The organism is Hominifimenecus sp. rT4P-3 (assembly GCF_051055405.1).
GTDB lineage: Bacteria > Bacillota > Clostridia > Lachnospirales > Lachnospiraceae > Pseudolachnospira.
Genome location: NZ_CP167068.1, coordinates 1901892 through 1915548, shown reverse-complemented (window position 1 = coordinate 1915548; position 13657 = coordinate 1901892). Strand labels below are relative to the sequence as shown.

The window sequence follows — 13657 nt, the reverse complement described above, 5'->3', positions numbered from 1 at the left end:
CGGCTATACTTTGGAAAAAAGAAGGAGCCTCTTATGATGGGTAAAAAGAAAGAAAAACCAATTGATCTTGAAAATCTGACGCCGGAAGAAGAGTTAAAGCTGGAAATTGCAGCGGAGATCGGCGTCTATGATAAAGTCTTAAACGGCGGATGGCGGGTGCTTTCTGCCAAAGAATCGGGCCGGATTGGCGGATTGCTGAGCCGGAGAAAGAGGATGCTGCAAAATGAAGATAAGACCGGAGAACACGCAAGCGTGGATGATTGATATACAGGAGCGGCTTTTGCCGGCGATGAGCCAGCCGGAACAGCTCATTCAGCGGACGGAGACCTTACTAAAAGGCCTTCGGCTGCTGAATGTGCCGGTGGCGGTTAGTCAGCAATATACAAAAGGACTAGGAATGACAGATCCGCGATTGCTCGCAGCAGCTGAAACGGAAAACTGGATGGAAAAAATAACCTTTAGCTGTCTGGGAGAGTCGGAGATGAGACAAAGGCTGGAGGCGGAAAGAGAACGCAAAAATGTGTTAGTGTTTGGGATTGAAGCGCACATTTGCGTTTTACAGACGGTGTTAGACTTAAAGGCATCTGGCTATCAGCCATTGGTAGTAGTCGACTGCCTGGATTCCAGAAATCCTTTGGATAAGGAAGTTGCTATGCGCCGGATGGAACAGGACGGCGCCTTGTTGACGACGGTCGAGGCATGTTTGTTTGAATTGACAGAGCGCGCCGGAACGGATGTTTTTCGGAAAATATCCCGGCTGATCAAGTAGCGGATGGAGCGGTGGGAAAGCCAGAAAAGTACAAAAAAATGGTTGACAAGAGCGTGTTTTTCGTGTATGATAAGACACGTGCCTGAAAAACAGGCGATGCGCGAGTGGCTCAGTGGTGGAGCACCACCTTGCCAAGGTGGGGGCCGCGGGTTCGAGTCCCGTCTCGCGCTTGTAATGTCCAGATCAGTATTGATCTGGACATTTTTTATTTCATAGGAAATTTTTACGAGAGGAATTCTTTGTTCTAGTGAAATACCCCTATACAAATTTTGGCAGCTGTGTTATCTTTAAAACGAAAAAACAGAAAAGGAGTATGAATCGATGGAACATATATTTCCTTCCTTAAAGGACAAAGTAGTGATTGTAACAGGTGGAACCAGAGGCATTGGGTTTGAGACCGTAAAAGCTTTCCTAAAGCAGGGAGCAAAAGTGGCAATGCTTGGCTCCAGGGAAGAGACGGTAAACCATGCGCTGGATGAGCTCGCGAAGATTGATCCAGGTTTTCCTGTGAAAGGGTATCATCCGAACTTGGCGTCTCCGAAAGAAATTGAGGAAAGCGTAGCGGCAATTGTTACCGAATTTGGCGGCGTGGATATCCTGATTAACAACGCGGGAGTTAGCGACAGCAAGCCGCTTTACGACTACGATGAGAAGCGTTTTAACGATGTAATGACCATTAATGTCAATTCCGTATTTTACATGTCCAAGGCAGTCGCTCCAATCATGAAAGAGAAAAAATGTGGAGTGATTCTGAACACAAGCTCCATGGTCAGTCTTTATGCGCAGCGCAGTGGAAGTGCCTACCCTACGAGTAAGTTTGCTGTGAATGGCTTGACAAAATCCCTGGCTAGGGAGTTGGGGAAAGATGGAATTCGTGTAAATGCCGTAGCCCCTGGAATTATAGAGACCGATATGGTAGCCGCATTGGACCAGAGGATTATTCAGCAGATGTCTGCGGGAATTCCGCTTCAACGGCTGGGACAGCCAGAAGATATTGCAAATGCATTTTTGTTTTTGGCTAGCGATATGGGCGCCTATATTACTGGTGCGATTCTGTCGGTGGACGGCGGCTTCGTCGGCTAATCTGAAAATTTCAGCCGTCCGGTTTTTCCCTAGGTTTTATATGACAAAAGGGAAAAACGCCAGGACGGCTGTTTTTTGTATCGGAATCATATGGTTATTTGTGATTGGAAGTGGAAGGATGTTTCTTCCTTTTCTGTTCTTTTAGGTATTCCACAAAATATTCAATCAGTTCTCTTGGATAAGGCTTGTCATCGATGGTGCTTCCGGTAATTTCTTCTAGAAATTGTTTGCCATCGTTATTCCAGAAATGATCTCGGACGGTGCGGATATCTTTTTCAACATTTTGATAATTTACTTGATACGCATCGGCGATTTTTTGATAGACCTCCTCTCTTATATTGCAGAGACGTTCTTCTTTTTCTTCCACCAATTGGATTGCGTATAGAAGGTAACGATATCCTTTGTAACTTTTTGATATTTTGGCGTCTTTTAAAAGCCTTTTTGTATCTTCCATAATTTTCCTCCTTGGATACTAGGACAATTGTAGGGGATTTTTTAAACATCAGGATGGAATAGACATTCAGCGACAAAAAGAGACAAGAGCAATCGTGAAGGTAAGAATGAAACAAAAAGAGAAAAAGACAGCTTGGATTTGGTTTTTTGCGATGATTATTGTCATGGGTATTATTTTCTATTTTTCTTCTCAGTCCGGAGATCAATCCAGCCGTGTCAGCAATGGTTTTTTTACTTTTTTGCTCCGTCTGCCGCCTATGCGTTGGACGATTGAGAATACGCCAGTATTTGAGATTCTTCCTCTGCGCAAATGGGGGCATCTTTCCGTCTATTTTCTGCTGGGAATAACCAGCTTTGGTTTTATGCACCAGGTGGTGGGTAGTAACGGGAGAGCGGCGATGGGAGCAGGGGGAATCTGCTTTCTTTATGCTTGTTCCGATGAGTTTCATCAGCTTTTTGTTCCAGGGCGGGCCGGTCAATGGAAGGATGTGGGCATTGACTCCATCGGGTATGTCCTGGGAATTGGAATTTGGCTGTTGGTCTTATATGGAAAGCATAGACGAGCGCGGAAATTCATAGAAAAAAGTAGGGAACAAAAGTTGTAATCTTGTGGATTCTGTGCTACACTATTGCAGTAAAATGTGAGGAGGAGTTTATGAAATCATTTATTCCTGAAAATTATCAATCAAAATTAAACCTTTATGAGACCCAATCTGCAATTGGACTGATCAAGCACGATTTTCCGGCCAGTCTGGAACAAGCGCTGCGTCTAAAGCGGGTATCGGCGCCCCTTTTTGTGGATTCGCACAGCGGTTTAAACGATGATTTAAACGGTGTGGAGAGGCCGGTTAGTTTTCGGGCTCCTGCCACTGGTATAGAAGCCCAAGTAGTGCATTCTTTAGCAAAGTGGAAACGCATGGCGCTGTATCGATATGATTTCTTTCCGGGAAAGGGCTTATATACGGATATGAATGCGATCCGGCAGGACGAAGAATTGGATAATATTCATTCGATCTATGTGGATCAGTGGGACTGGGAAAAAGTGATCTTGAAAGAGGAGCGAAATCTGGATTATCTAAAGGAGACCGCTCAGGCCATCGTCACTTGTATTTGCCATACCTTGGATTCTCTAAAAGTACGGTTCCGACAAATCGATACGGTTTTAAAACGGGAGATTACGGTTGTGACTACGCAGGAGTTGGAAGATCGTTGGCCGGAATGCTCGCCGGAAGAACGGGAATACCGTATTACTAAGGAGCACCAGACGGTGCTTTTGATTGGAATTGGAGATCGGCTGGCATCTGGTAAGCCTCATGGAGGCAGGGCTCCGGATTATGATGATTGGCATCTAAATGGAGACCTCTTGTTTTATCATCCGGTTCTGGATATTGCCCTAGAGATCTCTTCCATGGGTATTCGTGTTAGCCCGGAATCCTTGGATCGCCAGTTGACATTGGCTGGCTGCGACTATCGGAGAGAACTTCCGTTTCATAAGTTACTGCTGGAAGGAAAACTGCCTCTGACGATGGGCGGTGGCATCGGACAATCCCGATTGTGTATGTTGCTTTTGGGCAAAGCCCATATCGGCGAGGTGCAGTCGTCTCTCTGGGATCCGAAGACGATCGAGATGTGCCAGGCGGCGAACGTGACATTACTATAAGAATAAAAAACAGGACCGTTTTTCCACGGTCCTGTTTCTTATTCTTATCGTGCCGGTAGTCCTAACAATTGTTTCAAAAAAATACAAAATTTAGTTGACAATAAGTTCTTTTTATAGTATGATATGTCTTGCATAAAAAATAAGCAATGCGCGAGTGGCTCAGTGGTGGAGCACCACCTTGCCAAGGTGGGGGCCGCGGGTTCGAGTCCCGTCTCGCGCTGCGTAACTGGACACCAATTTTGTTATATAGTGGGTGTCCAGTTTTTTTATTCTATAGGAAATTTCGCTGAAATTTCCTATAGAATAAAAAAACGCTCCGCTAAGGATCGCAGGGTCTGCCCCAGCGAAGCGAGGGTACTGCGGCGGAGAGGAAGATGGCAGCAAAGCTGCCCCGCCGCAGGCGGAGAATTTCGCAAAGCGAAATTCTTTCTTGTTATACTTAAAAAGGCTATACAGCGATTAAAGACAACCGCTGTATAGCCTTTTTTGTGTCAATTGAAGGTAGTTTCTGTTTATTAACGATGTTCCAATTATTCCGCTATGAGGCGTGTATGCTCTTGATAATTGAAGGTAATAATATGTTATGGAGGTATCGTATGGAGATTATAAAAGTGATTCTGACAACATTATTGTCGGTGGTAACCTTATTTGTTCTTACAAAAGTCATGGGACACAGACAGGTGGCGCAGCTTGACTTTTTTGACTATATTACTGGGATAACCATCGGATCTGTCGCCGCTGAACTTGCCACCGAGCTTGAGGCTCCATGGAAACCTCTGATTGCTATGATTATATACGGCGCGGCTTCTATCGGATTGAATCTGATGGCCAATAAGTTTCCCAAGAGCCGAAAATATATCAACGGTTCTCCAACCATACTGATGAATAACGGAACGCTGTATAGAAAGAATATGAAAAAAGTGAAACTGGACCTGGGTGAATTTCTCATGATGTGCAGAGAACAGGGATACTTTGATCTAAACGATATTCAAACAGCGGTTTTCGAATGTAATGGGAAATTAACTGTATTACCGGCCAGCACCAATCGTCCGGTTACTCCTGCTGATTTGAATCTAAACCCTGAGCCCGATTCTATTAATGTTGAAGTCATTATGGACGGACGGGTTATCAATGAAAACCTAAAACGGATGGGACTCGACTCCAAGTGGCTCGATAAACAGTTGAAAGCACAAGGTTACCATCATGTCAAGGAAGTCTTTTTGGGAGTTTGTGATAAGAATAAGCAGCTTTCTTTATTTGCAGGTGAATAACACCTGCAAAAATTGTCGTATCGCCTCTCCGTCTTGTCAGGCAAATCCCTACCTGTTATAATGAAAGACACGGAAACAGGGGAGGAAAATGTTGATGATGGAACAGAAGAATCAAACACGATACGGCAGTTTTTTGGTTATTCCTTTAAAATATGATAAGGATTCATTGGAACGTACACGGCTGGAACAAATAGGGGATTATAGGCCGTTACATACGATGGATCTGAATGAAAATATCAAGGCGATGTTTGATCGGCGCAATGAGGCGGCGATTGGAGCCTGTTATACGGTCGGATGTTCGCATCTTGTTGCGGGACTCTGCGATGCATCAGAATCCATGCGCTCCCAGACATTCCAAGTTTCGGAAGGCGGGAATGCCTATGACTTTGAACTGACCGATTCCTATCTATATATTTTTCACACACAGGTTGCCTTTCTATGTCTAAGTCTCTCTTTTTTGCAGATGGAAGCCCTTATGGCTATCTGTAATCCCGGATATGCCTACAGTAACGCGAAGTTTTCCTGGATAGACAAAGCAGGGATGGAGCATCCATTTTCAATGGAAAGCTGGTTGTCGGATTTCTGTGCGTCGCTTGGCCTTCGCAAATTTTTTGATGGGGATTCTTCTTTTCTGCTGGACGCCTATGCCTATATATTTGCGTTAGTACCAAAGCGGTTCGACACATTGGATGAGATGCAGCGCATTACCTTTCATCTCCATAAAATGATGCCTTTGGATACTCCCATTGAAGATATGTCCGAGGAAGATATCCGTTACGTTTATGGCGTGAAGAACCAAAGCCTTCATACGTATCGCTGGGGATGCTGCGTCGCTTCGCAGACGATCTCCTATGTGGTGGCGGATGAAGCTATGGATTTTGAGGCAGAAAAAGAAGCTCAGGCCAACGACGGCCTTCCTGTGGTTCTTTTGTCGCTTTATGAAAAATACACTTGCCTGCGTTTTACGGAATTGATCACCCGATTGGACAAGGGAGAGAGCAGGAGTTTAAAAGCTTTAAAAAACGTGATGCTGCAATTTCAGGCATTTGGGACGGTAACGCCGGCCAATCTTTCGCGTTGGCATAACGTGAAGCAAATCTACGCGTACCTGTTGGAGGTCAATGATATTTCCGTGGCAATTCAGGATATCAGTAATAAATTAAATATTTTAACAGAACACCAGATGGAAATTGAACGAACCCGCAGTGAGACGGTGATTAACATCATCACTGTTTTTGGCATTATATCGATTCTTGCCTCTGTGCTGTCTATTGTCCAGATACTTTCGGGCGGAGATGTTTTGATTTGGATTTCAACCGTTTTAACCACAGCAGCGTTGACCTTAATTATGGCAGTCGCCGTGCGGAATCGACGAAAGTAGATGGTATCGGGAGAAGCATTTAGTACAGATATTTTTTTCGGTATTTCAGGAACATTCCCAGCGATAAAAGGAGCGCCATCCATTCCGCTGCCGGCGTTGCCAGCCAGATTCCATTTACCCCTAAAATAGCGGGAAGTATCAGCATGGTAATGAGCATGAAAACAAAGGAACGCGAGAAAGCCAAAATAGCTGAGACAACTCCGTTGGACAGCGCGGTAAACATCCCGCTGGCAAAAATATTAAAGCCGATAAAAAGCAGCGCCAACGTACATACTCGGTTTCCTGTGATCGCGAGGCCGTATACAGGATTGTTCGGGCGGGCGAATACAGCTACCAAGGGCTTGGTAAGAATAAGAGAAAGGGCGGCTGTCAAGACAGAAATAACGGCAATGATTTTTAAACTGTCAGTAATCAGTTTTTTTAGTTTTTTCTGGTTTTGGGAACCATAGAAAAAGCTGATCATCGGAGCGACCCCATAAGAATAACCAGTGTACAGAGAACTGGAAAAAATAAGAACGTACATGATAATCGTGATGGCGGCGACTCCGTTTTCTCCTACATATCGCAGCATGGTCCAGTTAAACATCAGCGTGATGATTCCGGTGACAAATGCGGTCGCCATTTCCGAACACCCATTGGAGGCGGCGTGGGCAAGGACTTTCAGACGAAAAACTGGCTTTTTAAAATGCAGAAGATTTGTTTTGCAGCTGAAAACAAACAATCCAACAATAGCGGTTACCGAATAGCCGAGGCCTGTGGCAACTGCCGCGCCGCCAATTCCCATATCAAAAACAGCGATAAATAGGTAGTCGAGTATCATATTGGAAAGGCCGCCCGTTACCGAACAAATGAGGGAAAGAGCCGCTTTATCGCTTGCGATCATATAGAGAGTAAAGTTGTTCATAAGCAGGATAGGAACCGTAAATGGCAAGTAGCAGCTTAAATATTCCTGGCAGTAGCCGGACACATCTGCTGATAGGTGCATGATGGAAAGGAGCGGATCCATAGCCAGATATCCTAGCCCGCACATGAGAAATCCAACAACAACGTTTGTTAGAATCAGAGATGTAAAATCTTCCTTTGCTTCTTCTGCCTTTTGTTCCCCCATCTTTTTCATAATGACAGCGCTGCCTCCGGTTGCCAGCATGGTAGAAATGGCGGTTACAAACTGAATGACCGGCGCAGTCAGATTGATGGCAGACAGTGCGTCCGTGCTGATCAGGTTGGAGACAAACAGGCCGTCGACCATAGTATAGAAAGACATAAACACGGTCATGGCAATGGTTGGAATGGCAAAGGTCAAAATGTTTTTGAACGTCACCGGTTTGTCGTATACCGTAGGATTTTCCATAAATTTTTCTCCTTTATCTTGTTTTATCATCGGATATATCATATGATAAACCATACAGTAACTGGATGGTCAAGGAGAATTAAAAATGAATCAAAAAAAGAAGTTACTTACGATAGGCCAGTTTGCAAATATGCATGGAATCAATAAAAAGACATTGATGTGGTATGATGAAATCGGCCTGTTTCACCCCTATATGATTCACCCGGAAAATGGATATCGCTATTATCATTATTCTCAAAGCTCTATTCTAGAAACGATTTTATTGTTACGGGAATTGGATGTGTCCATAGATGAGATACAGACTTTTATGAAAAATCGTTCCGCCGCAAGCCTGGAATGCCTTTTGGGCAAAAAAATAACAGAATTGGATGAGCATATTGCTCATTTAAAAGCGGTTAGAAAAACATTATCCAACCATCACCAAAATATGCGTACCTTATTGACGATGGATCTATCCGAAATTTGCCTGGTGGAAAAAGAAGAACGTTGTCTGGTGACAGTGGATATAAACAAGGACATTTCTTTTGAGAAGGCAGTGGAATTAATTACGGCGGAAACAAGGAAATATCAGCTGCACCGTCTACACGACGCTTCCTATGGGTCGATGATTTCTGTCGACCGTCTATATCAAGGAAAGTTTGATGATTATGGTAAGATGTTTATTGAAATCCCGTTTCCTATACAGAAAACCGGGCTGCATATACAGCCTCAAGGAAAATATGTGAGAGCTTTTCATAAGGGAGATTGGGAGCGGATTCCAGACAGATATGAAGAGATACTGGCTTATGCCAAAGCGCAGAAACTGATCTTGTCTGGATTTTCCTATGAAATGGGAATTAATGAAAATGTGGTTGATAAAATAGAAGATTATATCGTGCAGATTGAAATACCAGTCCGCAGCGAAGATGCGTAGGGGGAGTATAATTTTTCCAGACCTGGAAACGATAAGAGAAACCGCAAGTTTAGCGCATCGACAGGAGAAGAAGATGAATCATCTGGAAAAAGAAAAATCCCCGTATCTGATTCAGCATAGGGAAAACCCAGTGGATTGGTATCCCTGGGGAGCGGCTGCATTTCAAAAAGCAAAAGAGGAAAATAAACCCGTGTTTCTCAGCGTGGGTTACTCCACCTGCCATTGGTGTCATGTAATGGCCCATGAGTCCTTTGAGGATGAAGAGGTAGCGACGATTTTAAACCGCGATTTTATCAGTATTAAGGTAGACCGTGAAGAGCGTCCGGATGTGGACGCTGTCTATATGAACGTTTGTCAGCTTTTGACAGGATCTGGAGGATGGCCCCTTACCGTCTTTTTGACGCCGGAGCAAAAGCCATTTTTTGCGGGAACCTACTTTCCAAAGAAAAGCCGCTATGGGCGGCCTGGTCTGATCGAATTATTAAAACATGTAGCGATTCTCTGGAAAAAAGATTCGGAAGCCCTGGTCCGGGACGGAGAGCGGATTGCGGATGCCGCGGCAGGGAATGAGGAATTTTTGCCAGGGACGCCGGACGCATCCCTTCTGGATCAGGGGTTTGCCTTTTTTTTAAACCAATATGACCAAAAGTGGGGTGGTTTTGGGGCTGCGCCCAAGTTCCCGACTCCCCATAATCTGCTGTTTTTGCTGCAATATTCCTTGTTCCGACAGGAAGAGAGCTCGAAAAATATGGTAGAGAATACGTTGGACGCGATGGAACGGGGTGGAATCTGCGATCAGATTGGGGGCGGTTTTTCCCGCTATTCCACAGACGATTCGTGGCTGGTTCCTCATTTTGAGAAAATGCTCTATGACAACGCGCTGTTGGCCCTGGCGTACTTGGAAGCCTATCAAATGACAGGAAAGGAGAGATACGCCGACGTTGTCCAAAGAACGTTAGATTACTTGCTGCGCGATCTGGCGGAAACGGAGGGCGGGTTTGCTTCCGGCCAGGATGCGGACAGTGATGGAGTGGAAGGAAAGTACTATGTGTTTACACCGGATGAGATTTGTGAGTTATTCGGGAAGGAAAAGGGTAAGGCGTTTTGCCGCCGATATGATATTACGCGGGAAGGAAATTTCGAGGGAAAAAGTATTCCCAATCGTATTTTGAGAGGAGAAGCTCCATTGGCAGACGACAGCCCCGAATTGCAACGTTTGCGGGAATATCGCAGGAAAAGAACCCGTTTGCACAAGGACGATAAGGTGCTGCTTTCCTGGAATGGCTGGGCCATTGCTGCGTTCGCGAGAGCGGGAAAGGTTTTGGGAGAATTGCGCTATCAAGATGCCGCACGGCAATGCCAGGACTTTATTGCAAAAAATATGACAAATGAGAATGGGCGTCTGTCTTTGCGGTGGAGAGAGGGCGAAGCAGCTTATGATGGCCAACTGGACGATTATGCAGTTTATGTTTTCGCACTTTTGGAGCTTTATGACGCTACGTTGGAGGCTTCCTATTTGGCACAAGCCGTATTTTACGCTTGCCAGATGAAGGAGTGGTTTGAAGATTCGGAACATGGAGGTTATTTTCAGACGGCCTTTGACTCGGAGAAGCTGATCGCCCGGCCAAAAGAAACCTACGATGGAGCGTTGCCTTCCGGAAATTCTGTGGCTGGTCTGGTTTGGCTTCGTCTGGCTCATTATACGGGAGAAGTGGAACATCAGGAGGCTGCTGACCGGCAACTGCACTTTTTGGCTGGATCCTGCAAACGTTCTTCTGCTGGGCATAGCTTTGCTTTATTGGCTTTGCAGCAGGCGCTATCGCCCTTTCGGGAACTGATCTGTTGTTCCGCGTCGGATCTGCCGAAGGACTTTTTAGAATATCTGGCGGCTCATTCATTTCCAAACTTGACGGTGATCCGCAAAACGCCGGAGAATGCCGATTTGCTGGCAGAAATAGCGCCATTTACCAGAGAGTATCCCATTCCCAATGAGGGAACGGCTTACTATTTGTGCTGCGATGGAACTTGTCAAGCTCCGGAGACAGATTGGCAAAAACTTCTTAAGAAATGTGAAAATATAGGCGTGGATGGTTGACAAAGCCGGAGCTTTTGAGTATTCTAATTAGCATAATTATAAAAACGATATGGGAAAACGTTGCTTGAAAGAAGATGGCCGTTTACATGAGGAGGAATGCGACGATGCAAACAGCAAAAATTATATTCCGCAGTGTCGCAGACGCAGAGAGATTTGTGAGCTGGGCGGAACGATATCCGAATCATATGGATATTCAATGTGGGAATCGAATGGTAGATGCAAAGTCTTTGTTGGGCGTCATTGGTCTGGGCGTTGAGCGAAAACTGAACTTGAAGATTTATGGGGACGGCTGTGAAGAGTTGTTAAATAACATGGAATTTTGTACGGTAGATTGAATGCCGGAAAGGAAACCGCTGTGAAAGGCCGCAGATCCGGCCCACAGCGGTTTCTTATTTCATGGGAAATTTCCCATGAAATAAGAAACGCTCCGCTAAGGATGCACACGGGCGCGAAATGAAGATGCCGCCGATGGCGGCCGCGCTCGGCGCGAGAATTTCGCTTAGCGAAATTCATTGTACAGGAAAAGAATGGCAAAAGAGCGAAGGGGAGTTTCGTGTGAGAACCATCTTTTCCAGAACATTGAAAAACGAAAAGGTTGTCTTCCAATTAAGACAAGCATAGCAGTATCCTGTGGGGGAATTTTGAAAAAAGTGTGTAAAAATAGTGAACTTATAAAGGGAGGGAAAAACGATGTGGAGATTTGAATGCGACTACACGGAGGGAGCTCATCCGGAGATCATGAAGCGTCTGCTGGAAACCAATGAAGAGCAGACGCCTGGATACGGAGAGGATTTCTACTGCGGGCAGGCGAGAAAGAAGATTCAGGATCTCTGTGGCAGAGCGGACGCAGACGTTCACTTTTTGGTCGGAGGAACTCAGACGAATGCAACAGTAATTCGTGCCGCCCTTCGGCCCCATCAAGGCGTGCTTTCCGCTGAGAGCGGTCATATCAACGTCCATGAGACTGGAGCCATCGAGGCGTCTGGTCATAAAGTGTTGGCGCTTCCTGGAGAGTACGGAAAACTTTCAGCCAGACAAATCCAGGAGGCCTGTCAGGCCCATTATACGGATTCCAGCCAGGAACATATCGTGCAGCCGGGGATGGTTTACCTATCTCATCCGACGGAGATCGGTACTTTGTATTCTCTGGCGGAACTTCAAGAGATCCGAAAGGTTTGTCAAGAGTGGGGGCTGTGGCTGTTTTTAGACGGAGCGCGTTTGGGATATGGCATGGCCGCTTCGGGAAGCGATATTTCTTTCCGGGAGCTGGCGGAACTTTGCGATGTATTTTATATTGGCGGAACCAAGGTGGGTGCTTTATTCGGAGAAGCCGTTGTGATCATGGCTTCGGCGCTAAAGAAGGATTTTCGTTATATGATAAAGCAGCAAGGGGGCATGCTGGCCAAGGGAAGGCTTTTAGGGATTCAGTTCGATACGTTGTTTACCGACGATCTTTATCTAAAGATTTCCCGCCATGCGGTGCAGATGGCAGAGCAGATTCGAGATGGATTTCAGAAGTTGGGGTATTCGTTTTTCTGCGAATCCCAGACAAACCAACAGTTTTTGATTCTTTCTCCTGCCCAGATCGAAGCGTTGTCCGAAAAATATAGTTTTTCTATCTGGGAAGAAGTGGATCAGGAGCACATTGCGGTGCGATTCTGCACCAGTTGGGCGACAAAAGAAGAAGCGGTGGAGGAACTTTTAGCAGACGCGGCAGCGATAAAAACGCAGGCGTAGAAAGCGGAGTGGAGAAATGCGGACTCAGATGGATCCGGAGTTCAAGACGGAAGTCAAAAAACTGGGGGATTGCCATATCCATGTGATCATGGACGGAGAAAATTACCGAAATGCCGTGGAAAAGCACCGGGAAGCGGTGGTAGACGACGTGATTCACCAGTGTTTTCTGGAGTATCAAGGCAGAGGGATTTCCTTTCTCCGGGACGGTGGGGATTCCTATCATGTTTCAGAGCGTGCGAGAGAGCTTGCCCCAGCATATGGAATTACATACCGGACGCCGCTGTTTGCCATCCATAAAAAGGGCCATTATGGCGGAATCGTAGGCTATGGATTTGAGCATATGAGCGAATACCAGGCTCTAGTCGATCAGGTACGGAGGAAAAACGGGGATTTTATTAAAATTATGGTCAGCGGTTTGATTGACTTTTCCAAGGTCGGCGTACTGACGGAAGAGGGTCTGGATCGAGATACCATCCGGGAGATGATTCGAATTGCCCATGAGGAAGGTTTTTCTGTGATGGCCCATACCAACGGCGTAAGAAATGTGTTGGATGTCATCGAGGCGGGAGTAGACTCCCTGGAGCATGGAGCGTTCATGAATGAAGAATGTATTCAGGCTCTGGCCGAGTCGAAGACCATTTGGGTGCCGACGCTTTCCCCTTGCCAGAATATGATCGGATGCGGACGGTTTGATGACGGCGTGCTGCGGGAAATCGCAGCGATTCATATGGAGAATATTCGCATGGCGTTGGAGCGGGGCGCGATGCTGGCGCTGGGAAGCGACGCCGGGGCCTGGCAGGTACCCCATGGGAAAGGCACGGAGACAGAGCTTTCTTGGATGCAGATGGCCGCGCCGAAAGCGAAGCAGATGATGACCGCGCTGCAGGAAGGAGAGCGGGAGATACGCCGCCGTTTCCAGCGGGGAGGCCGTGAAAGAGTGTAGG

General features: G+C 46.1%; 14 protein-coding genes and 2 tRNA genes. 14 read left to right on the top strand and 2 right to left on the bottom strand.

Features of this window, described 5'->3' with window-relative positions:
* Positions 1-36: 36 nt before the first annotated feature.
* The 4 genes from ACCC71_RS08925 (at position 37) to ACCC71_RS08910 (ending at position 1852) form a co-directional block, all read left to right on the top strand.
* Positions 37-264, top strand: a complete 228-nt coding sequence (locus ACCC71_RS08925; protein ID WP_434311831.1) for a small, acid-soluble spore protein, alpha/beta type — start codon at positions 37-39, stop codon at positions 262-264.
* Positions 224-769 carry an isochorismatase family protein gene (locus ACCC71_RS08920; RefSeq protein ID WP_434309281.1) on the top strand — a complete coding sequence of 182 codons (546 nt, stop codon included), beginning with the start codon at positions 224-226 and terminating at the stop codon, positions 767-769. Before ACCC71_RS08925 ends, ACCC71_RS08920 begins: the two co-directional genes overlap by 41 nt.
* A 98-nt stretch (positions 770-867) precedes the next feature.
* Positions 868-939 (top strand) — tRNA-Gly (locus ACCC71_RS08915).
* Positions 940-1090: 151 nt separating this feature from the next.
* Positions 1091-1852 (top strand): SDR family NAD(P)-dependent oxidoreductase, encoded by a 762-nt coding sequence (locus ACCC71_RS08910; protein WP_434309280.1) that lies wholly within the window; start codon positions 1091-1093, stop codon positions 1850-1852.
* Positions 1853-1946: 94 nt separating this feature from the next.
* Here the strand turns inward: ACCC71_RS08910 and ACCC71_RS08905 are convergent, their stop codons facing one another.
* Positions 1947-2306 carry a sporulation initiation factor Spo0A C-terminal domain-containing protein gene (locus tag ACCC71_RS08905; RefSeq protein WP_434309279.1) on the bottom strand — a complete coding sequence of 120 codons (360 nt, stop codon included), beginning with the start codon at positions 2304-2306 and terminating at the stop codon, positions 1947-1949.
* A 106-nt stretch (positions 2307-2412) separates the two neighbouring features.
* On the opposite strand from ACCC71_RS08905, the gene ACCC71_RS08900 reads away from it, so the two are divergent.
* The 5 genes from ACCC71_RS08900 (at position 2413) to ACCC71_RS08880 (ending at position 6617) form a co-directional block, all read left to right on the top strand.
* On the top strand, positions 2413-2910 hold the full coding sequence (locus ACCC71_RS08900) for a VanZ family protein (RefSeq protein ID WP_434309278.1): 498 nt from the start codon (positions 2413-2415) through the stop codon (positions 2908-2910).
* A 50-nt stretch (positions 2911-2960) separates the two neighbouring features.
* On the top strand, positions 2961-3965 hold the full coding sequence (gene asnA, locus ACCC71_RS08895) for an aspartate--ammonia ligase (RefSeq protein WP_434309277.1): 1005 nt from the start codon (positions 2961-2963) through the stop codon (positions 3963-3965).
* Between the two features lie 148 nt (positions 3966-4113).
* Positions 4114-4185 (top strand) — tRNA-Gly (locus ACCC71_RS08890).
* Positions 4186-4561: 376 nt separating this feature from the next.
* Positions 4562-5236: a DUF421 domain-containing protein gene (locus tag ACCC71_RS08885; RefSeq protein ID WP_434309276.1), complete on the top strand. Its 675-nt coding sequence runs from the start codon at positions 4562-4564 to the stop codon at positions 5234-5236.
* Positions 5237-5330: 94 nt separating this feature from the next.
* Entirely contained in the window at positions 5331-6617 is a 1287-nt protein-coding gene (locus tag ACCC71_RS08880; RefSeq protein WP_434309275.1) for a hypothetical protein, read from the top strand.
* 19 nt (positions 6618-6636) lie between these two features.
* Here the strand turns inward: ACCC71_RS08880 and ACCC71_RS08875 are convergent, their stop codons facing one another.
* The gene (locus ACCC71_RS08875; RefSeq protein WP_434309274.1) at positions 6637-7968 is read right to left on the bottom strand and encodes an MATE family efflux transporter; all 1332 of its coding nucleotides are present in this window, start codon (positions 7966-7968) and stop codon (positions 6637-6639) included.
* A gap of 85 nt (positions 7969-8053) precedes the next feature.
* On the opposite strand from ACCC71_RS08875, the gene ACCC71_RS08870 reads away from it, so the two are divergent.
* The 5 genes from ACCC71_RS08870 (at position 8054) to ACCC71_RS08850 (ending at position 13656) form a co-directional block, all read left to right on the top strand.
* Positions 8054-8881, top strand: coding sequence for a MerR family transcriptional regulator (locus tag ACCC71_RS08870; protein WP_434309273.1), 828 nt, complete (start codon positions 8054-8056; stop codon positions 8879-8881).
* Positions 8882-8954: 73 nt separating this feature from the next.
* Positions 8955-10976, top strand: a complete 2022-nt coding sequence (locus ACCC71_RS08865) for a thioredoxin domain-containing protein (RefSeq protein ID WP_434309272.1) — start codon at positions 8955-8957, stop codon at positions 10974-10976.
* Between the two features lie 104 nt (positions 10977-11080).
* Entirely contained in the window at positions 11081-11311 is a 231-nt protein-coding gene (locus ACCC71_RS08860; RefSeq protein ID WP_434309271.1) for an HPr family phosphocarrier protein, read from the top strand.
* A gap of 355 nt (positions 11312-11666) precedes the next feature.
* Positions 11667-12713: a threonine aldolase family protein gene (locus ACCC71_RS08855; RefSeq protein WP_434309270.1), complete on the top strand. Its 1047-nt coding sequence runs from the start codon at positions 11667-11669 to the stop codon at positions 12711-12713.
* 16 nt (positions 12714-12729) lie between these two features.
* Positions 12730-13656, top strand: coding sequence for an amidohydrolase family protein (locus ACCC71_RS08850; protein ID WP_434309269.1), 927 nt, complete (start codon positions 12730-12732; stop codon positions 13654-13656).
* Position 13657 lies beyond the last annotated feature (1 nt).